The 20186-nt window shown below is 58.4% G+C and carries 20 protein-coding genes; 3 read left to right on the forward strand and 17 right to left on the reverse strand.

The genetic code is table 11. From position 1 onward, the window contains the following. Positions 1–3: 3 nt before the first annotated feature. From SP68_RS24130 to dnaB, 5 genes are all read right to left on the reverse strand, one after another. The gene (locus tag SP68_RS24130; protein WP_008807295.1) at positions 4–420 is read right to left on the reverse strand and encodes a secondary thiamine-phosphate synthase enzyme YjbQ; all 417 of its coding nucleotides are present in this window, start codon (positions 418–420) and stop codon (positions 4–6) included. Positions 421–550: 130 nt separating this feature from the next. Continuing rightward, the gene (gene aphA / locus SP68_RS24135; RefSeq protein ID WP_008807296.1) at positions 551–1264 is read right to left on the reverse strand and encodes an acid phosphatase AphA; all 714 of its coding nucleotides are present in this window, start codon (positions 1262–1264) and stop codon (positions 551–553) included. A 193-nt stretch (positions 1265–1457) separates the two neighbouring features. Continuing rightward, positions 1458–2651, reverse strand: a complete 1194-nt coding sequence (tyrB, locus tag SP68_RS24140) for an aromatic amino acid transaminase (RefSeq protein WP_008807297.1) — start codon at positions 2649–2651, stop codon at positions 1458–1460. Positions 2652–2827: 176 nt separating this feature from the next. Continuing rightward, positions 2828–3907 carry an alanine racemase gene (gene alr / locus SP68_RS24145; RefSeq protein ID WP_008807298.1) on the reverse strand — a complete coding sequence of 360 codons (1080 nt, stop codon included), beginning with the start codon at positions 3905–3907 and terminating at the stop codon, positions 2828–2830. A gap of 31 nt (positions 3908–3938) precedes the next feature. Then, positions 3939–5354, reverse strand: coding sequence for a replicative DNA helicase (gene dnaB / locus SP68_RS24150; protein ID WP_008807299.1), 1416 nt, complete (start codon positions 5352–5354; stop codon positions 3939–3941). A gap of 169 nt (positions 5355–5523) precedes the next feature. On the opposite strand from dnaB, the gene SP68_RS24155 reads away from it, so the two are divergent. Beyond that, positions 5524–6507 (forward strand): quinone oxidoreductase, encoded by a 984-nt coding sequence (locus tag SP68_RS24155; protein WP_008807300.1) that lies wholly within the window; start codon positions 5524–5526, stop codon positions 6505–6507. A 181-nt stretch (positions 6508–6688) separates the two neighbouring features. Here SP68_RS24155 and pspG read toward each other — a convergent pair whose 3' ends face one another. The 3 genes from pspG to SP68_RS24170 form a co-directional block, all read right to left on the reverse strand. Continuing rightward, positions 6689–6931, reverse strand: a complete 243-nt coding sequence (gene pspG / locus SP68_RS24160) for an envelope stress response protein PspG (RefSeq protein WP_040971088.1) — start codon at positions 6929–6931, stop codon at positions 6689–6691. A gap of 139 nt (positions 6932–7070) precedes the next feature. Continuing rightward, complete coding sequence (gene dusA / locus SP68_RS24165; protein WP_049138258.1) at positions 7071–8069, reverse strand: tRNA dihydrouridine(20/20a) synthase DusA; 999 nt, start codon at positions 8067–8069, stop codon at positions 7071–7073. 100 nt (positions 8070–8169) lie between these two features. Continuing rightward, positions 8170–8658, reverse strand: coding sequence for a cupin domain-containing protein (locus SP68_RS24170; protein ID WP_002884935.1), 489 nt, complete (start codon positions 8656–8658; stop codon positions 8170–8172). A 249-nt stretch (positions 8659–8907) separates the two neighbouring features. Between SP68_RS24170 and zur the strand changes: the two genes are divergently transcribed. Further along, on the forward strand, positions 8908–9423 hold the full coding sequence (zur, locus tag SP68_RS24175; protein ID WP_012543190.1) for a zinc uptake transcriptional repressor Zur: 516 nt from the start codon (positions 8908–8910) through the stop codon (positions 9421–9423). 95 nt (positions 9424–9518) lie between these two features. Here the strand turns inward: zur and SP68_RS24180 are convergent, their stop codons facing one another. The 4 genes from SP68_RS24180 to SP68_RS24195 all read right to left on the reverse strand — a co-directional run bounded on the left by SP68_RS24180 (position 9519) and on the right by SP68_RS24195 (position 12449). Beyond that, complete coding sequence (locus SP68_RS24180; RefSeq protein WP_004206293.1) at positions 9519–9728, reverse strand: CsbD family protein; 210 nt, start codon at positions 9726–9728, stop codon at positions 9519–9521. A 235-nt stretch (positions 9729–9963) separates the two neighbouring features. Then, entirely contained in the window at positions 9964–11280 is a 1317-nt protein-coding gene (gene dinF / locus SP68_RS24185) for an MATE family efflux transporter DinF (protein ID WP_008807305.1), read from the reverse strand. A gap of 69 nt (positions 11281–11349) precedes the next feature. Further along, positions 11350–11958, reverse strand: coding sequence for a transcriptional repressor LexA (gene lexA / locus SP68_RS24190; protein ID WP_004206291.1), 609 nt, complete (start codon positions 11956–11958; stop codon positions 11350–11352). Between the two features lie 122 nt (positions 11959–12080). Beyond that, positions 12081–12449, reverse strand: a complete 369-nt coding sequence (locus SP68_RS24195) for a diacylglycerol kinase (RefSeq protein ID WP_008807306.1) — start codon at positions 12447–12449, stop codon at positions 12081–12083. Positions 12450–12577: 128 nt separating this feature from the next. Here SP68_RS24195 and plsB point away from each other — a divergent pair, with 128 nt between their 5' ends. Then, positions 12578–15001, forward strand: coding sequence for a glycerol-3-phosphate 1-O-acyltransferase PlsB (gene plsB / locus SP68_RS24200; RefSeq protein ID WP_008807307.1), 2424 nt, complete (start codon positions 12578–12580; stop codon positions 14999–15001). Between the two features lie 57 nt (positions 15002–15058). Here plsB and ubiA read toward each other — a convergent pair whose 3' ends face one another. From ubiA to malK, 5 genes are all read right to left on the reverse strand, one after another. Further along, the gene (gene ubiA / locus SP68_RS24205; protein WP_008807308.1) at positions 15059–15925 is read right to left on the reverse strand and encodes a 4-hydroxybenzoate octaprenyltransferase; all 867 of its coding nucleotides are present in this window, start codon (positions 15923–15925) and stop codon (positions 15059–15061) included. A gap of 12 nt (positions 15926–15937) precedes the next feature. Then, entirely contained in the window at positions 15938–16435 is a 498-nt protein-coding gene (ubiC, locus tag SP68_RS24210; RefSeq protein ID WP_008807309.1) for a chorismate lyase, read from the reverse strand. A 187-nt stretch (positions 16436–16622) separates the two neighbouring features. Continuing rightward, positions 16623–17552 (reverse strand): maltose operon protein MalM, encoded by a 930-nt coding sequence (malM, locus tag SP68_RS24215; protein ID WP_008807310.1) that lies wholly within the window; start codon positions 17550–17552, stop codon positions 16623–16625. A 114-nt stretch (positions 17553–17666) separates the two neighbouring features. Further along, complete coding sequence (locus tag SP68_RS24220; RefSeq protein ID WP_008807311.1) at positions 17667–18956, reverse strand: maltoporin; 1290 nt, start codon at positions 18954–18956, stop codon at positions 17667–17669. An 85-nt stretch (positions 18957–19041) separates the two neighbouring features. Beyond that, entirely contained in the window at positions 19042–20151 is a 1110-nt protein-coding gene (gene malK, locus SP68_RS24225; RefSeq protein WP_008807312.1) for a maltose/maltodextrin ABC transporter ATP-binding protein MalK, read from the reverse strand. Positions 20152–20186 lie beyond the last annotated feature (35 nt).

The raw sequence follows: 20186 nt of genomic DNA on the forward strand, positions 1-20186 counted from the left end.
CTTTTATTCCCCCATGAGCGTCGCAACGATGTGCCGCGAACCGCCGTGTATCCGATGCTCCCCCAGCCAGATGCCCTGCCAGGTTCCCAGCCTGACGCGCCCGTCCTCGACCGGCAGCATCAGCGACACGCCAAGCATCGATGATTTGATGTGCGAAGGCATATCGTCAGGACCTTCATAATCATGTTCGTACGGCGCATTGTCCGGCACGGCGTTGAGAAAATACTGCTCCATGTCATAGCGGACGGTGGGATCGCAGTTTTCGTTGAGCGTCAGGGAAGCGGAAGTATGCTGGAGCAGGAGGTGCAGCAGGCCAACCTTCACCCCGGACAGCCCGCGAATCTGACCGAGGACCTCATCGGTGACCAGATGAAAACCGCGGGATTTTGGCCCAAGCGTCAGGGTTTGCTGATACCACATCATCGACTCCTTTTGCGAATGAATCCTTCTAAGTGTGCAGCAATACGTGAAAAGGTAAAACCTTCCACCCCTGATTTTGCATAAAAAAACGGCAGCGCTACCGCTGCCGTTTATCGCGTTCAGGCGATCGTCAGTATTCGGAATTGACGATCACTTCTTCGCCCAGCGCCCCGGCCATCGGCAGCGGCTTATAGGAGGAGTTGGCGGCCCGCAGCACGCGGATCCCACGGGCGCCGGCCTCACGGGCAGCGGTGATGTCGTTATCCGAATCGCCGTAGAAAACCTTTATCTGCTTCGCCTGCAGCCACTGGGTCTTGGTGTTCTGGCCAGGCTTATCACCGGCGAAAATCACCGGATTCATATTGGCGGCCGGAATGAGAAAATCATCCTGCAGGGTTTTAGAAACGGTTTCTGTTTTGGTCTGGCTGCGGCCGGTGACGAACCAAATGCTGTCCCCACGCTTCACATGCATCGCAATCAGCTGGCGCGCCACCTCTTTCGGCATGCTGAATTCATCCCAGCCGTTGTTCATTTTTTCCCAGAACTGCGGGTTTTTCAGGTAATCCTCACTGCCGGGGGAGAAAGTTTTTTGCCCGCGCCAGAAGCCCGGACTGGAGAAGAGGACGGTGTCATCGATATCAAAACCGACGGCCATCGGCGGCCGCCCCAGCAGGCTGTTCTCGATTTGCGCCACCGAAACCCAGTGGATCGGCGCCTGCTCGGCCAGCTGGGCCACATTGGTGCCCACCCACAGCGGCTGTGGCGTGGAGGCGCGCGCCACAACGGCGCTGTTCAGCGTGAACAAAAGAGAAGCCGCCGCAAAGGCGAGAGTAAGTTTGCGCATATTTATCCCTAAATCTATCAATCATTATTATTTTTAATAATGTGCATGCTTAGCAACGCCCCGACCTTACCCGCCGATCGCGTGGATGAAAAGCCTTTTTCGCGTAGATGTCATAGAAAAAGAGGATGATCACAATCAGAGAGGAGGTTGCCGCTGCCCGTTGACCGGCAGCGGCAACCCACTGGAGAGCGGCTTACATCACCGCAGCAAAGGCTTTCGCCACCTGCTGAACATTACGTGAGTTTAACCCTGCCACGCACATACGACCGCTGGCAATCAGGTAGACGCCAAACTCGTCGCGCAGACGATCGACCTGCGCTGCGCTGAAGCCGGTGTAGCTGAACATCCCGCGCTGCTTAAGCAGGTAATCCACCTTGCTGCCCGGAGCAACCTGCTGCAGCGCGTCGACCAGCGCCTGGCGCATGGTCAGGATGTGCGCGCGCATGGCGTCCACTTCCGCCTGCCAGGTGGCTTTCAGAGCTGCATCGTTCAGCACCGTCGCCACCACCTGCGCGCCAAAGCTTGGCGGGCTGGAGTAGTTGCGGCGCACGGTGGCCTTCAGCTGACCCAGCACGCGGCCTGCAGTTTCGCTGTCTTCACAGACCACTGACAGGCCGCCGACACGCTCCCCGTACAGGGAGAAAATCTTGGAGAACGAGTTGCTGACCAGCATCGGCATCCCGGCGCTGGCGATGGCGCGAATGGCGTAAGCATCCTCTTCCAGCCCCCCGCCAAAGCCCTGGTAGGCGATGTCGAGGAAGGGGATCAGCTGACGCGCTTGTAATACCTCAACCACGCGGTCCCACTGGGCTGGCGTCAGGTCGGCGCCGGTCGGGTTGTGGCAGCAAGGGTGCAGCAGCACAATATCGCGCGCCGGCAGCGTTTGCAGCGTCGCCAGCAGGTCCTCAAAGCGCACGCCGTTGGTGGCTTTGTCAAACCAGGGGTAAGTACTTACTTCGAAGCCAGCCCCTTCAAAAATGGCGATGTGGTTTTCCCAGGTCGGATCGCTGACCCAGACATGAGACTCCGGAAAGTAGCGTTTGAGGAAGTCGGCCCCGACCTTCAGCGCGCCCGAACCGCCGACCGTCTGAATGGAGGCAATGCGGTTTTGCTTAAGCGCGGTATGCTCTGCGCCAAACAGCAGCGGCGCAATCGCCTGACGGTAGCCGCTCAACCCTTCCATCGGCAGATACAGCGAGGCGCCATGCGGCCCGGCGTTCAGGCGTGCTTCCGCTTCCGCCACCGCCTGCAGCTGCGGGATAATGCCGTCATCGTTGTAGTACAGCCCGATACTCAGGTTGACTTTGTCGCTTCGCGGATCTTCTTTGAAGCGTTCCATCAGAGAAAGAATAGGGTCGCCGGCGTAGGCGTCAACTTTTTGAAACACGCGATGTATCTCCAGGTTTACATAGGGCAGGTTCTTACACAATAAACCGGATATGACGACAGGTCGAGAGGATGTTGAGGGGAAAATGACCGCGAGGTGGCATAAACCGCTTTTTCGCTCGCGGCTGTGCCGATGGCGTACCGGATAACATCAGGGTTATCCGGTACGGCTGGTGCTTAGTCGAGGTATTTCATGGCGACGCGGGAGGTCAGTCGCGTAATAAGTTCGTAAGCACTCACTTTCGTTATCTCGGCGATGCGCTCTACCGGGAGTCCCTCTCCCCACAGCACTACCGCGTCGCCGGCTTTATCCTGGGCCTGCGGTCCGAGGTCAACGCAGATCATATCCATCGCTACCCGGCCGACAATCGGCACTTCCCGGCCATTGACCAGCACCGGCGTGCCCGACGGCGCGGCGCGCGGATAACCGTCGCCATAGCCCATCGCCACCACGCCGAGACGGGTATCGCGTTCGCTGATCCAGGTGCCGCCGTAGCCGACGGGCTCCCCTGCTTTATGCTCGCGCACCGCAATCAGGCTGGACGTCAGGGTCATCACCGGCTGGCAGCCAAAATCTTTCCCGGTGGAGCGATCGTCCAGCGGCGACACGCCATACAGGATAATCCCGGGGCGCACCCAGTCGTAATGCGATTGCGGCCACAGCAGAATGCCGCCCGAGGCGGCGATAGAGCGCAGCCCCGGTTTGCCTTCGGTAAAGGTGGTGAAGATATCCAGCTGGCGTTCGGTGGCGCCGCAGGTCGGCTCATCGGCGCGGGCGAAATGGCTCACCACGTTCACCGGCTGGCGGACGTTTTTACACTGGCTCAGACGCTGATAAAACGCCTCGGCTTCCTCCGGGCGCACCCCTAAGCGATGCATGCCGGTATCCAGCTTCATCCACACGGTTACCGGCTCGGGGAGATCGGCTTGCTCCAGCGCCGCCAGCTGTTCGGGGCTATGCACCGCCGTATGCAGGCGCTGGGCGGCGATCACCGCCAGGTCTTCCGCAGCAAAAAAGCCTTCCAGCAGGAGGATCGGCTGGGCGATGCCTCCTGCTCGCAGGCGCAGCGCCTCTTCCAGGCGGGCGACGCCAAAGGCGTCGGCGTCGGTCAGCGTTCGCGCGGTCTCAAGGAGGCCGTGTCCGTAGGCGTTCGCTTTCACCACCGCAACCAGTTTGCTGGCAGGCGCCAGGTCACGCAGACGTTGCAGGTTGTGTCGCAGAGCGCGGCGGTTGATAACTACAGTTGCCGCTTGCATTTGAATTCCTTAAAAAAAGACAGACAGAGTTTTACTCATCGTCATACTGAGGGCCGGCATAATTATCGAAACGCGACCACTGGCCGTTAAAGGTCAGTCGCACGGTGCCGATCGGGCCGTTACGTTGTTTACCAATGATAATTTCCGCGATGCCTTTAAGATCGCTGTTCTCGTGATAAACCTCATCACGGTAAATGAACATGATCAAGTCGGCATCCTGTTCAATGGATCCGGACTCACGCAGGTCGGAGTTGACCGGGCGTTTATCGGCGCGCTGTTCCAGCGAGCGGTTCAGCTGCGACAGCGCCACCACCGGCACCTGCAGCTCTTTCGCCAGCGCCTTCAGCGAGCGGGAGATTTCGGCGATCTCAAGGGTACGGTTGTCGGAGAGCGACGGCACGCGCATCAGCTGCAGGTAGTCGATCATGATAAGTCCGATGCCGCCGTGCTCACGGGCGATACGCCGCGCGCGGGAGCGCACTTCCGTCGGCGTCAAGCCGGAGGAGTCATCGATATAGATATTGCGTTTTTCCAGCAGGATGCCCATGGTGCCGGAGATCCGCGCCCAGTCTTCATCGTCCAGTTGACCGGTACGAATGCGGGTCTGATCGACGCGCGACAGCGAGGCCAGAGAACGCATCATGATCTGTTCCGAGGGCATCTCAAGACTGAAGATGAGTACCGGCTTATCCTGCAGCATTGCCGCGTTTTCCACGAGGTTCATCGCGAAGGTCGTTTTACCCATCGACGGACGGGCGGCGACGATAATCAGATCCGACGGCTGCAGGCCAGCGGTCTTTTTGTTGAGGTCGTCGTAGCCGGTATTCACCCCGGTGACACCGTCATGCGGCTGCTGGAACAGCTGTTCGATACGGGCGACGGTGGCATCAAGCACATCGGCGATGTTTTTCGGCCCTTCGTCTTTATTGGCCCGGCTTTCGGCGATTTTGAAAACCCGGGATTCGGCGAGATCGAGCAGATCTTCGCTGGTTCGCCCCTGCGGGTCGAAGCCGGCTTCGGCGATCTCGTTGGCCACCGAAATCATCTCGCGCACCACCGCGCGTTCGCGCACGATGTCAGCATAGGCGCTGATGTTCGCCGCGCTGGGCGTGTTTTTGGACAGTTCGGCCAGGTAGGCGAAGCCGCCGACGCTGTCCAGCTGCCCCTGACGCTCCAGCGACTCCGCAAGGGTGATCAGGTCAATCGGGCTACCTGACTCCTGCAGACGCGCCATCTCGGTAAAGATATGACGATGCGGACGAGTATAGAAATCTTCCGACACCACGCGTTCGGCGACGTCGTCCCAGCGCTCGTTATCCAGCATTAAACCGCCCAACACCGACTGCTCCGCTTCAATCGAGTGCGGCGGGACTTTCAGCCCGGCGAGCTGCGGATCGCGTTCGCGGGTTTCTGTCTGTGGTTTGTTGAAGGGTTTATTTCCTGCCATAGCCTAACATTTCACCGATACGGAAAAGAGCGTGACAGTATAGCGAGAAAGCCATTGCCGCTAAAGAACCCATTAAGCGTGGCAGGCCTGAGGCGGATAAGAAAATCCGTCGCTGCCGCCGCAGGCTGTTAAGCTTACTGGATAATCTCAGAACAACACAGGAGCGAACATGGCAACACGCATCGAATTTTCAAAACACGGCGGGCCGGAGGTGCTTCAGGCGGTTGAGTTCACGCCCCGCGATCCTGCGGAACATGAAATTCAGGTCGAAAACAAAGCCATCGGTATCAACTATATCGACACCTATGTTCGTAGCGGCCTCTATCCGCCACCATCGCTGCCGAGCGGTCTGGGCACCGAGGCAGCCGGCGTCGTCAGTAAAGTTGGCCATGGGGTAACGCACATTAAGGTAGGCGATCGGGTGGTGTACGCGCAGTCGGCGCTCGGCGCCTACAGCACGGTACACAATGTGCTGGCCGACAAAGCCGCGGTCCTGCCGGACGCCATCTCTTTCGAACAGGCCGCGGCATCGTTCCTGAAAGGATTGACGGTGTGGTATCTGCTGCGCAAAACCTATGAAATTAAGCCTAATGAAGTATTCCTGTTTCACGCGGCCGCCGGCGGCGTGGGGCTGATTGCCTGTCAGTGGGCGAAAGCGCTGGGCGCGAAACTTATCGGCACCGTCGGCAGCGCGCAGAAAGCGCAGCGTGCCAAAGAGGCTGGCGCCTGGCAGGTAATTAACTATCGCGAAGAGCAAATCGTGGAGCGACTCAAGGCGCTTACCGACGGTAAGAAAGTGGCCGTGGTCTACGACTCGGTGGGGAAAGATACCTGGGAAGCCTCTCTGGACTGCCTGCAGCGACGCGGCCTGATGGTCAGCTTTGGCAACTCCTCCGGCCCGGTGACCGGCGTCAATCTGGGGATCCTGAATCAGAAAGGTTCTCTGTACGTCACCCGCCCATCGCTGCAGGGCTATATCACCAACCGGGAAGAGCTGGCGGAAGCCTGCAGTGAACTGTTTTCACTGATCGCCAGTGGGGTAATCAAAGTGGACGTGCCCGAGAGTCAGACCTATCCGCTGACCGAGGCCCGTCGGGCGCATGAAGTTCTGGAAAGCCGGGTAACTCAGGGGTCTAGTCTGCTGCTGCCGTAAGCGGACAAAGGGACAAAAGTTTAGGGCTTCCACCTGGGAAGCCCTTACTTTTTTTTAGTTCGGCTGTATGTAGGGTACAGCGCGATGAATTCGTTAACGCGCTAATAGTGACAGATTTGCTCAGTAATGCCTACGCGGTTGTCTGCAAAATTGTTCAGGTTGTGACAGACCCCTCAATACCTTAGTAACGCCAACGGTTATTGTCGCGATAAGCGTTTCCGTTCGGGGATTTCAGCGCCCGAATAATCCACACCACCACCACGGCCAGCAGCAGCCACGGCAGTAATTTGATCATCAAGGCAAACAACCCGCCGACGAACATCAGCGCGGTAGCGGCCACGATAGCCGCGATAATCCCCAGCAGCGATACGCCGGTCACCAACAGCATGACAAAAAATCCAATGACAAATAGCAGTTCCAGCATGGTTCTCTCCCCAACGAATGAATACTTCACTCTGCAGGTATTACAAAAAGCATGCCAAACATAAACATTTGACTTTAAAAGAAAACGCCCCGCGTCAGTGCGCGAGGCGTGGTCAATTTCACCAGGTTTTCGTCAGAAATTAACGTTTATCGGCCACCAGCTTCAGCGCATGCTCCAGCACCGCAATATCGGCGCCGGCTTTATGCGCGTTCTCGCTCAGGTAGCGACGCCACTGGCGAGCGCCGGGGATGCCCTGAAACAGCCCCAGCATATGGCGGGTAATATGGCCCAGATAGGTGCCATTGCTGAGCTCGCGCTCAATATACGGGTACATGGCTCGCACCACCGCCACCGGATCGGCATCCGCGCCGGCGATGCCGAAAATTTCGCGGTCGACCGAGGCCAGAATACCCGGGTTCTGATAGGCCTCACGCCCGACCATCACCCCATCCATATGCTCAAGCTGCAGTCTGGCTTCGTCCAGCGATTTGATCCCGCCGTTAATCGCCATCGTCAGGTGGGGAAAGTCGCGCTTCAGCTGCCAGACGCGGGGGTAATCCAGCGGCGGGATCTCGCGGTTCTCTTTTGGGCTCAGGCCGGAGAGCCAGGCTTTGCGGGCGTGAATAATAAACATCTCACACTCGCCCTTGCCGGAGACCGTCTCAATGAAATCGCACAGAAACTCATAGCTATCCTGATCGTCAATCCCGATACGGGTTTTCACCGTGACCGGAATCGACACCACATCGCGCATCGCCTTGATGCAGTCGGCCACCAGTGGCGCATTGCCCATCAGACAGGCGCCAAACATCCCATTCTGCACGCGGTCGGAGGGGCAGCCGACGTTGAGATTGATCTCATCGTAGCCACGCGCTTCAGCCAGCTTCGCGCACTGCGCCAGGGCCTGCGGATCGCTGCCGCCGAGCTGCAGAGCAACCGGGTGCTCTTCTTCGCTATAGGCCAGATAGTCACCTTTGCCGTGAATAATCGCCCCCGTGGTCACCATTTCGGTATACAGCAGCGTATGCCGCGACAGCAGCCGCAGGAAGTAGCGGCAGTGTCGGTCAGTCCAGTCGAGCATCGGCGCGATGGAGAAGCGGTGAGCAGGGAAAACAGGTGACGTTGATTCAGGCATCATGGCGAATAAATAAGCATCCGGGTAAAAAGGGGCGCTACTATAGCACAAAGATAAACCACAGGCGCATAGTGCGCCGCGCTTCGCCCCTTCCCCGGGTCGATTACTTTTTCCGCGGCTTGCCGTCGTGTGGACCGAAGAATTGCGGCGGATGGTCAACCCAGCGATCCTGGCGCGTCGCGGCATAGCCTGGATTGAGCGGATAATAGATGCGGTTGTATTTCTTGTTGGCCTCGCCCACCACCAGCAGACGAACCTCCTGCTCGGTGTTATTGAGAAAAGTGTGGCAGATACCGGTACCCGCGGGAAAACCCACGCTGTCCCCTGGCTCCAGCTTCCAGAGATAGCCGTTTATCCACACTTCCGGATAGCCCTCCAGCACGTAGATGAACTCTTCCTCATCGCTCTCCGCGTGCGGGTACGAGGTGCGCCGCCCGGGCGGCAGTCGCTCGTGGTGGATCCCCAGCCGGTTGAGACGTAAACCGCGCCCCAGCGGCGCGCCAATCGAAAAACGCTCCGGGCTGTCGGGATAAGTGGCATCGTCGGGCCCTTCCAGTTCGCGCCAGTGGCGAATGCAATCAGGTCGTTTCATCGTTTTCTCCCGAAAATGAGACACTTCAGATATAGCATACCCAGGGTCATGCGTGTTGCGATTAAATCGGGCAGGACGGTTTTAGCGATCGACTAAGGCGTAGTCTGCACGAAAGTCAGCGGCCAGCACCCGGAACTGGCGCAGGTACCGACAATCTGAAGTATGACCCGTATCACCTGCCGGCTCTCGGTGTTTTCTGAGGAACGTGATAAAGTAACAGATTCAAATTCACGCAACCCGAGGATGCTCATGGATAAGACCCCTTCGCAAGAGATGTTAGCGCATGCTGAAAAGCTATGCGCGCAGCGCGGCGTACGCCTGACCCCACAGCGTCTGGAGGTGTTGCGCCTGATGAGCCTGCAACAAGGGGCGATCAGCGCCTACGATCTGCTGGATCTCCTGCGTGACAAAGAGCCGCAGGCTAAACCGCCGACGGTTTACCGCGCGCTGGAGTTTTTACTCGAGCAGGGCTTTGTTCATAAGGTTGAATCGACCAACAGCTATGTGCTGTGCCATCTCTTTGACCAGCCGACCCATAGCTCAGCCATGTTTATCTGTGACCGCTGTGGCGTGGTGAAGGAAGAGGCGGCGGAAGGGGTGGAAGATATCATGCATACGTTAGCGGCCAGAATGGGCTTTGCCCTGCGCCACAACGTGATTGAAGCTCACGGCCTTTGTGCAGACTGCGTGGAAGTCGAAGCCTGCAGCACGCCGGGACACTGCCAGCACGACCATTCCATTCAGCTGAAAAAGAAAGCCCGCTGAGCGTCAGCCGCAGCGGGAAACAGGGTTAACGGCGCATCCTTACGCCATTCAGACAGGCACTAACACAAATGCTTTATTCTTTGAGCCACGGAACGCTACCAGCGGTAGTCGTTTTTATGCTCCCAGTCTGAGACTTCTTTCTCAGCCTGATCCTTCGCATAGCCGTACCGTTCCTGAATTTTACCGACCAGCTGATCGCGCTTACCTTCGATCACGGTCATATCATCATCGGTAAGTTTGCCCCACTGTTCCTTGGCTTTACCTTTCAACTGTTTCCAGTTACCGCCGATTTCGTCTTTATTCATGATAACGTCCTCATCATTCGGTGGGTTTACAGCCCGTTTTGTACCGGACATGGTATTAACTATAGATGAGAATGCTGGTACCGATTCGTTATTCGGAATTTTTAACCATCATACCGATGGGTAAGGCTGAGGCGATTTTCCCGGCTTGCGCTACGCTGAGCCGGGCTACTGAGTTGCCCCGGTAAGCGGCGCGCAACCGCGGGAATTCATAGATGGCCGTGATGAACGGCAATGACTAGCTAAACCAGGTGCCGTGTCGCCAGTGGCGACGCCAGATCAGCGCCAGAGACAGGCCGCGCAGGGCGAGGAACACCGCCAGCGCCAGCCACAGACCGTGGTTACCGAGCAGCGGGACCGAAAGCAGCGTTACAGCAAACCCCGCCGCGGCGACCGCCATGCTGTTCCGCATCTCCGCGCCGCGTGTGGCGCCGATAAACATGCCGTCCAGCAGATAGCACCAGACGCCCACCACCGGCAGGATGGCCTGCCAGATCAGATAGCGATCGGCCAGCTGCTGCAGAGAAGGCAGCGAGGTTAACAACGCGATGATGTACTCCCCCGCCAGGCTATAAATCAGGGCAAACGCCAGCGCCACCATGCCAGACTGCCGGCAGGCCGCCCGCCAGACTTCCAGCAGCTGGCTGCCGTCGCGCGCGCCGTAGGCCTGGCCGGAGTGGGCCTCCACGGCATAGGCAAAACCATCCAGCGCATAGGCGGTAAAGGTCAGCATGGTCATCAGTACCGCATTGACCGCCACAATGTCGCTGCCCAGACGCGCGCCGTACACGGTCAGCGCGCCAAAGCACAGCTGTAGCAGCAGGGAACGCAGCATGATGTCCCGATTCAACGCCAGCAGACGGCGCAGATCCCCGCGCCAGGCGTTTTTCAGCATTGCCAGCGACACGCCGCGCAGCGTCAGCACCCGCTTCGCCATCATCAGGCCAATAATGAGAGTGGCGTACTCCGCGGTGACCGTGGCCAGCGCAGCCCCCTGGACGTTCATCCGCAGGCCCATCACCAGCCACAGGTCGAGCACAATATTCAACAGATTACCGACCACCAGCAGAATCACCGGCGCCCGTGCGTACTGGACTCCCAGCAGCCAGCCGAGCAGCACCAGGTTGGCCAGCGAAGCGGGGGCGCTGAGCCAGCGAATTTCAAGGAACCGCCGTGCCTGCTCAAGCACCGCCTCACTGCCGCCAACAATATGCAGAGCGAGGTTAATCAGCGGCAGGCGAAACAGGATGATGAGAACCCCGGCGCCCAGCGCCAGGGCCAGCGGCTGCACCAGCGCCCGCGCCAGTCGCAGCGGATCTTTGGCACCCCAGGCCTGAGCGGTGAGCCCGGTGGTGCTCATGCGCAAAAACAGCAGCAGCATGAAGAGGAAACTGGTAGCCGTCGCCCCAACCGCGACGCCGCCGAGGTATACCGGGCTGTCAAGATGGCCGATCACCGCGGTATCCACCAGCCCCAGCAGCGGGACGGTGATATTGGAGAAAATCATCGGGATCGCAAGGCGCCACAGCGCTTTATCGGCAGCGTTGAGCAGCATGTTCGGAGACCTGATTGAGGACAAACGTCGCAGCGTCATGCATCAGATGACGCTGCGCAGGGGCAGGCGTTACAGCCATTCTCCATTACGGATCACGCCAACGGCCAGACCCTCAATGGTAAAACTCTGCTGACGCAGATCGACAACGATAGGGGTAAATTCGCTGTTTTCCGGCAACAGTTCGACGACGTTACCCTGCTTTTTCAGGCGCTTCACCGTCACTTCGTCGTCAATGCGCGCTACCACCACCTGGCCGTTACGCACGTCCTGGGTTTTGTGGACCGCCAGCAGATCGCCATCAAGGATACCGATGTCTTTCATCGACATGCCGCTGACGCGCAGCAGGAAATCCGCGTTGGGTTTAAACATCGACGGGTCGACCTGATAGTGCCCCTCAATGTGCTGCTGCGCCAGCAGCGGCTCGCCGGCGGCGACGCGGCCGATCAGCGGCAGGCCATGTTCTTCTTCCGTCAGCAGGCGGATACCGCGAGAAGCACCGGAGACGATCTCGATCGCGCCTTTACGCGCCAGCGCTTTCAGGTGTTCTTCCGCCGCGTTTGGGGAACGGAACCCCAAGCGCTGAGCAATTTCCGCACGCGTCGGCGGCATGCCCGTCTGGCTGATATGATCCCGAATGAGATCAAACACCTCTTGCTGCCTGGTCGTTAACGCTTTCATTCCGCCCCCTGGGTGTATATACAGTTATGCTGTGAGTATATACAGCTACCGGTGATTTTGGAACCACATGGCACACAAAAATCGGCAGATTGTTTATATTTTGCGAGGCTTAGCGAAGAACGTTAATGATAATGGCTCCACAGCAGCGTTCCCCAGGTGATCAGTGCGATGATAATCGCCAGCAGGACCGCCGCCGATCCCATGTCTTTGGCGCGCCCTGAAAGCTCATGATATTCCGAGCCTATACGGTCCACGACCGCCTCAATCGCGCTGTTGAGAATTTCGACTATCATCACTAGCAGGACCGACCCAATCAGCAATACGCGGGTAATGGCGTCGACGTCCAGCCAGCAGGCTATCGCGACGGCCACGATGGCGGCGATACCTTCCTGACGAAACGCGGCCTCGTTGATCCACGCTGCGCGAAATCCTTTCCAGGAGTAACCTGCCGCCTTAATGATTCGGGTTAACCCGGTGGTATTATTGGCCATCACAAAACCTTTTTACGTAAATGACGTCGATGAGTGTACGCGTTTGCCGCGTGGTAACGGAAATTTTGCCCACTTTCTGTTATTCTTGCCGCGCATTTGCATGATTAACCAGAGGCTTCACATCGTTTATGTCCGGCTGGCAACGAATTTACTATAAATTACTGAATTTACCATTACGGGTGCTGGTAAAAAGCAAGTCTATTCCGGCAGAGCCTGCCCAGGAATTAGGACTCGATACCTCGCGTCCGGTCATGTACGTCCTGCCCTATAATTCCAAGGCGGACCTGCTGACGCTGCGCGCCCAATGCCTGGCGCATGATTTACCCGACCCGCTTGAACCGCTGGAGATCGACGGCGCGCTGCTGCCGCGTTACGTATTCATCCACGGTGGGCCGCGCGTGTTTACCTATTACACGCCAAAAGAAGAGTCCATCAAGCTGTTCCACGACTACCTCGATCTGCACCGCAACCATCCGGACCTCGATGTGCAAATGGTGCCGGTTTCGGTCATGTTCGGCCGCTCGCCGGGTCGTGAGAAAGGAGAAGTCAATCCGCCGCTGCGGATGCTGAACGGCATTCAGAAATTTTTCGCCGTCTCCTGGCTCGGCCGCGACAGTTTCGTGCGTTTCTCGCCTTCCGTGTCGCTGCGTCGCATGGCGGATGAGCACGGTACCGATAAGATCATCGCCCAGAAGCTGGCTCGCGTCGCCCGGATGCACTTTGCCCGCCAGCGCCTGGCCGCCGTCGGCCCGCGTCTGCCGGCCCGCCAGGATCTGTTTAATAAACTGCTGGCCTCGAAAGCGATTGCCCGCGCGGTGGAAGACGAAGCGCGCAGCAAGAAAATTTCGCATGAGAAGGCTCAGCAGAACGCTATCGCGCTGATGGAAGAGATTGCCGCGAACTTCTCGTACGAGATGATCCGCCTGACCGACCGCATTCTCGGCTTCACCTGGAACCGCCTGTACCAGGGGATCAACGTGCATAACGCCGAGCGCGTGCGCCAGCTGGCTCACGACGGCCATGAGATTGTCTATGTCCCCTGCCACCGCAGCCACATGGACTATCTGCTGCTCTCCTACGTCCTGTATCATCAGGGCCTGGTGCCACCGCATATCGCGGCGGGCATCAACCTTAACTTCTGGCCAGCCGGGCCGATCTTCCGCCGCCTGGGCGCGTTCTTCATCCGCCGCACCTTTAAGGGCAACAAGCTCTACTCCACGGTGTTCCGCGAATATCTTGGCGAGCTGTTCAGCCGCGGCTATTCCGTCGAGTATTTCGTCGAAGGCGGCCGCTCCCGTACCGGCCGTCTGCTCGATCCGAAGACCGGTACGCTGTCGATGACCATCCAGGCGATGCTGCGCGGCGGCACCCGGCCGATCACTCTGGTGCCTATCTACATCGGCTATGAACACGTGATGGAAGTAGGCACCTACGCTAAAGAGCTGCGCGGCGCCACCAAAGAGAAAGAGAGCCTGCCGCAGATGGTGCGTGGCTTGAGCAAGCTGCGCAACCTTGGCCAGGGCTATGTCAACTTCGGCGAACCACTGCCGCTGATGACCTACCTTAACCACCATGTGCCGGAGTGGCGGGAAGCCATCGACCCGATCGAAGCCATCCGCCCTTCCTGGCTGACGCCAACGGTGAACAACATCGCCGCTGACCTGATGGTGCGCATCAACAACGCCGGCGCGGCCAACGCCATGAACCTGTGCTGCACGGCGCTGCTGGCCTCGCGTCAGCGTTCACTGACCCGGGAGCAGCTCACCCAACAGCTGGAGTGCTACCTCGCGCTGCTGCGCAATGTGCCCTATTCGCCAGATGCGACGACACCTTCCGCTTCGGCCAGCGAGCTTATCGACCACGCGCTGCAAATGAACAAGTTCGAAGTGGAGAAGGACACCATCGGCGATATCATCATCCTGCCGCGCGAGCAGGCGGTGCTGATGACCTACTATCGCAACAACATTGCCCATATGCTGGTGATACCGTCGCTGTTAGCCGCCCTGGTGACTCAGCATCGTCAGCTCAGCCGCACCGAAGTGCTGCGCCATGTCGAAACGCTGTATCCGTTCCTCAAGGCCGAGCTGTTCCTGCGCTGGGAGAAAGCAGAGCTGGCCGGGGTGGTGGATGCGTTGATTGCCGAGATGCTGCGTCAGGAGCTGATCGTCGTCGATGGCGAGGTGATGAGCCTCAATCCGTCGCACTCTCGCTCCCTGCAACTGCTGGCCGCTGGCGCGCGCGAGACGCTGCAGCGCTATGCCATTACCTTCTGGCTGCTGAGCGCCAACCCGTCGATCAACCGCAGTTCGCTGGAAAAAGAGAGTCGTACCGTGGCCCAGCGCCTGTCGGTGCTGCATGGCATTAACGCGCCGGAGTTCTTCGACAAAGCGGTGTTCAGCACCCTGGTGCTGACCCTGCGCGATGAAGGCTACATTAGCGACACCGGCGATGCCGAGCCGGAAGAGACGCTGAAGGTTTATCGGATGCTGGCGGACTTGATTACGTCGGATGTGCGGCTGACGATTGAAAGCGTCACGCAGGATGACGCGTAACGCGGTGTTTTCTGCCCTCGCTTCCCCCCGATACACCGGGGGGAAGCGGACAGGGGATTACAGGTAGCTCATCGCCAGGCCCAGGAATAGTACCAGCCCGACGTAGTTATTGTTCATAAACGCTTTGAAGCAGTTATCGCGCTCGCGATTGAAGATAAGCTTCTGCTGCCAGCCAAACAGACCTGCCGCGACAAACAACGACCAGTAGTATTCCCAGCCCAGCCCATTCAGCCAGCCCACCGCGCCCATCAGCGCCAGCACGGCCACCTGCAGGATACCGATAATCAGACGATCGTTTTCGCCGAACAGGATCGCCGTGGACTTGATGCCGATCTTCACGTCGTCATCGCGATCCACCATCGCATACTGGGTATCGTAGGCCACCGCCCACAGAATGTTGGCGAGGAACATCAGCCAACAGCTCAGCGGCAGCGATTCGCTAACGGCCGAGAAGGCCATCGGGATCGACCAGCCAAAGGCGGCCCCCAGCACCACCTGCGGCAGATGAGTGTAGCGCTTCATAAACGGGTAGACCCACGCCAGGGCCAGCGCCGCGACCGACAGCAGAATGGTCATGGTGTTGAGGGTGAGCACCAGCAGGAAGGAGAGCAACACCAGAACGATAAACAGCGTTCGCGCCTCTTTCTCGGTAACGTCGCCGCTCGGTAGCGGACGACGGGCGGTACGCTTTACGTGACCATCAAATTTTCGATCGGCATAGTCATTCACCACGCAGCCGGCGGCGCGCATCAGCCAGACGCCGGCGACGAATACCGCCAGGATCCACAGCGGCGGGACGCCCGGCGAGGCCACCCACAGCGCCCACAGCGTCGGCCACAGCAGCAGCAAAGCGCCGATCGGTTTGTCAGTGCGCATCAGGCGATGAAACGCCAACAGCTTATTCTGCGACAGACTCCACTCCATTTTTTCTTCCTCTTAGTACAACGGCGACGCAGGCAAAAACAGCTCGGTCAGCAGCAGGGGTTTGCCGCTCAGCCGCAGGCGGGAACGACGCCCCCACAGCGCTGCATCGCGACCAATTTCAATAAAATCGCGGGTTAATGTCGACGACGTGAACAGGTATCGGCCCAGCGGGATCTGCCCGAGCTGCTGTAGCGCCAGCTCCGGACCACACAGTGTCGACTCCGGCACCACCGTGCGCCCGGCCAGCCAGGGTTCGCCATCGGCATTGAGTATAATCTCCCGCAGCCAGTAGCGCGGCTCGTCAGGTAGCAGCGCCGCTTCGTCAGTCAGCGCCTCACGCTCAATATACCCTTCGTTAATCAGGGTCACGGTGACCTGCTTTCCTTGTTGCTCAAAGCGCTGGGTCATTGAGTCCTCCAGCAGCAGCCAGTCACTCAGGGGCGGCGCCAGGGATGGCATAACGGCAAAATAGCGCAGCGCACGCAGTCGCGTAAGCGCAGGATGGGACATGCCTGATTCTCCGGTACATAACGTGAAAGCATTGTATCGCAGAATAGGCGGTTGGTGGCGGGCAAACGTCAATATACGATCATTCACGCAACAGCCATGCAACAGGCTGCCGCGCGTGCAAAAAAAGGTGCATCCCGAAGGATGCACCTAAAGGCTGTGCCTAAACATCAGCATTGTGGGGAGACGATTACCCCTTGCCTTTTACACTGCTGATAAAGGTGGAACGAGCGGATTTCGAGCCGAGGCGCTCAGCTTCGTTCATCAATTTCAGGGCTTTGTCGATGTCACCTTGTTTCACCGCCTGCTTAATACCGTTGTTGAAGTAGGTTTCGGTATCGCTGAGCATCGGTTCGCTTTTGGCTGCCGGTGCAGCAGCAGCAGCGGCGGCTGGCGCGGCCACCGGCGCGGCGGTATTGCCTACGGTGACCGGACCCGGGCCGGAGGAGCCGAACAGCGGGCCCACCAGCACGCTGGAGGTGCTATTGGTTTTCACTTTCAGCTTCAGCACGCCATCGGTGGTATGTTTAGCGATCGGATCCGGGATATCCGGGGCCGCATTGCCGGCGCCTTTGGCATAGGCTTTCGCCGGATCCAGCAGGGTCGTGGTCTGCTGGAGATCTTTTTCAGTGGTAAACACCAGCACATAGAGTTTTTGCTGGCCCAGCGCCGGGGTCAGGCGCATCACGCCGCCCAGGCGGTCAGCGGTCATGACGCCCGGCTGCTGATAGGTAAAGTAGTTGCTGGGGAAGAACGCCGCTGGCGTCATGTTCTGATCCAGAATCAGCACGTTCGGCGCAAAAATCTGCTTATGTTTGTTAAGTTCGCTGTCGAGCGTCAGGGTCAGCTCACCGATATTGGCCGGTACGCTCCAGGCGGCGACCGGTCCGACGATCCCCGGGACATCCAGGCGTTGACCGCCGGTGGTTAAATCAACGCTCTGCGTCTTTGATTGATCGGCAGGCGTCCAGATCAGCTGCTGCAGCGCGCTGGCAGGAATAGACGGAGCGGCGCTGGTGTTTTGCGGTACAAAGTTAACATCGGCAAGGCTCATCCCCGGCACGCATGCCAACATCCCTGCGGATAAACACAGAGCGACGAGAGTTTTCTTCATTTTCATTCTTCTCACCTTGGATAGCATCGGTTTAGCGGTAGCCAGGCAATAGCGCGCTAACCCTGAATAGTCAGGAGGGGCTGACGCCCCTCCCAGGTTACACCCGTCCTGCGGACGGTATTACCACCACACTTCCATCTGGGCACCGAAGGTAACTTCGCTGTCGTCACCGCGGCTGGAGGTGTACATGCCGCTTCCGCTGCTGTCTTTGGTCTGCAGACCGGAGGCGTTGCTGTAACCCCAGTTTTCATCCCACTTCGCGTAGGTTGCGAAAATACGGATAGCCGGACGAGACCAGACGCTGTTGCCTGCCTGCCACTGTTGAGCCAGAGTAATTTTGTACTGGTTGTTGTTTTCGCTGGTACGCTGGGATTTCACGTTGTCGTAACCGATTTCCAGCTGGGTGCTCATGATCGGCGTCCATTTGTACATCGGACGGACACCCACGGTGTACCAGGTCGAACCGTTTTTGCTGTCCAGGTCCACGTCCTGGTACATCGCCACGTACATCAGGCCCCAGTCATCGTTGAAGTCCATCGCACCGTGATCCAGAACGCGGATCATGCTGCCGTTGTTATCGATGCTGGTCCCTTGAGAGTGGCCGCTGTTCCAGGAGGTCATTGCGTCGGTCGCGTACTGAACGACAAACTTGTTGAAGCCGCCCCAGATGGACTGAGTATGTTCACCGGTCCACATCCAGCCGTCTTTCGACGCGCCGTCTTCCAGGCGGTAGTCATCCTGCGGGTTCGCACGGCCGTAATCGACGCCTAACTCCAGCACGCCGCCCGGGTTGGTTTCCAGGCCCGCCAGACGGATGTCAAAGACGTCGTTGGCCGTTTTCGCTGCATATTTTTTGGTGTCATCGCTGGAGAAGGTATAAGAACCGCCGCTTTCTGAGTTACGGGTAGCGGCCAGAGAGAGCTTACCGAAGCCAAGGTCAACGTTTTCCAGACCTGCACCCGGGCCGGAGATATCCCAGTAGTAGAAGTCGATCATGTGAACGTCATGACGCTGATAGAAGCGTTTACCCGCCCACAGCGTGGAGCCCGGCAGCCAGTCGATCAGGTTTTTACCCTGGATGTTGGCTTCACGGAACGCCGGAGAGGTGCTTTCCCAGTCATCTTCCTGATTCACGGAATAGGCAACGTTAGTATCGAAATAAAAACTCTTATCCCCTTCTTTCCACAGTTCCTGGCCCAGCTTCAGTTCCGCATAGGTTTCACATTCGTTACCAAGACGGTATTTACTTTGAGCACCGGTCGCTTTGAAGCACTGTTGCTCGCCGCCGCTGCCGGTCCAGCCAATGCCGGAACGCGCGTAGCCATGGAAATCGACAGCCAGCGCCTGAGCAGACATTACGCCTGCTGCGACGGCGACCGCCAGAGGAAGTTTGCGCAGAGTAATCATCATTCTATCTCCTGAGATCATTGCTTTTCTTTGAACGCTTCGCCGGTGTACCGCCTGCCGGGTTCGCGCCTTTTTTTAATGGGAAGCCTTACACGCCCGGCTCTTTATGCAGCCGACGACAAGCGGTGCCATCCTCACGGAATAAGTGGCAACGTTCTGGCGGCAAACCGATGGCGAATGTGGCTCCTTCTTCTACCAACACCACGTCGTTCTGGCGGTAAACCAGGTTCTGACGGATGGCGGGGATCTGGATATGAATTTGCGTTTCATGACCGAGCTGTTCGACGACCTGAACCTCGCCTTCGAGGGTCACATCGGCGATATCGCTGGGCAGTAAATGCTCCGGGCGGATACCTAAGGACATGTTGGCGCCCACCTGAACGTTGGCGCTGTCCACCGGCAGCCAGACTTGCTGACGGTTCGGCAGTTCTACCTGCACCTGATCGATAGCCGTCGCCGTGACTTTGACCGGCAGGAAGTTCATCTTCGGCGAACCGATAAAGCCAGCAACGAAGCGGTCAGCCGGATAGTGATAGAGCTCCAGCGGTTTCCCGACCTGCGCCACACGGCCGGCGTCCAGAACCACGATCTTGTCGGCGAGGGTCATCGCTTCCACCTGATCGTGGGTGACATAAATCATGGTGCGGGCCAGTCGCTTATGCAGACGGGAGATCTCGATACGCATCTGGACGCGCAGGGCGGCATCCAGGTTAGAGAGCGGTTCATCCAGCAGGAAGACGCTTGGCTCTGCCACCAGCGTACGACCGATCGCCACACGCTGGCGCTGACCACCGGAAAGCGCTTTCGGTTTACGCTCCAGGAGATGCGCCAGCTGTAAGACCTCAGCCACCTGAGTCACACGCTGGTTAATAACCTCTTTTTTCGCGCCGGCCAGCTTGAGGCCGAAAGACATATTTTCGGCAACGGAAAGATGGGGATAAAGCGCATATGACTGGAATACCATGCCGATGCCACGTTCGGCTGGCGGCACGTCGTTCATCCGGGTATCGCCAATAAACAGATCGCCGCTGGTGACGGTTTCCAGTCCGGCAATCATACGCAGCAGGGTGGATTTGCCGCAGCCCGACGGTCCAACAAACACGACGAACTCCCCATCCTGGATCTCGAGATTGATATCTTTAGATACCACCACGTCGCCCCAGGCTTTCGTTACATTTCGCAGCTGTACGCTCGCCATGCCCTTCTCCCTTCGTTACAACCTGTCACTTAAAG

Origin of the sequence: Klebsiella variicola, from assembly GCF_000828055.2 — a bacterium.
Classification (GTDB): Bacteria; Pseudomonadota; Gammaproteobacteria; order Enterobacterales; family Enterobacteriaceae; genus Klebsiella; species Klebsiella variicola.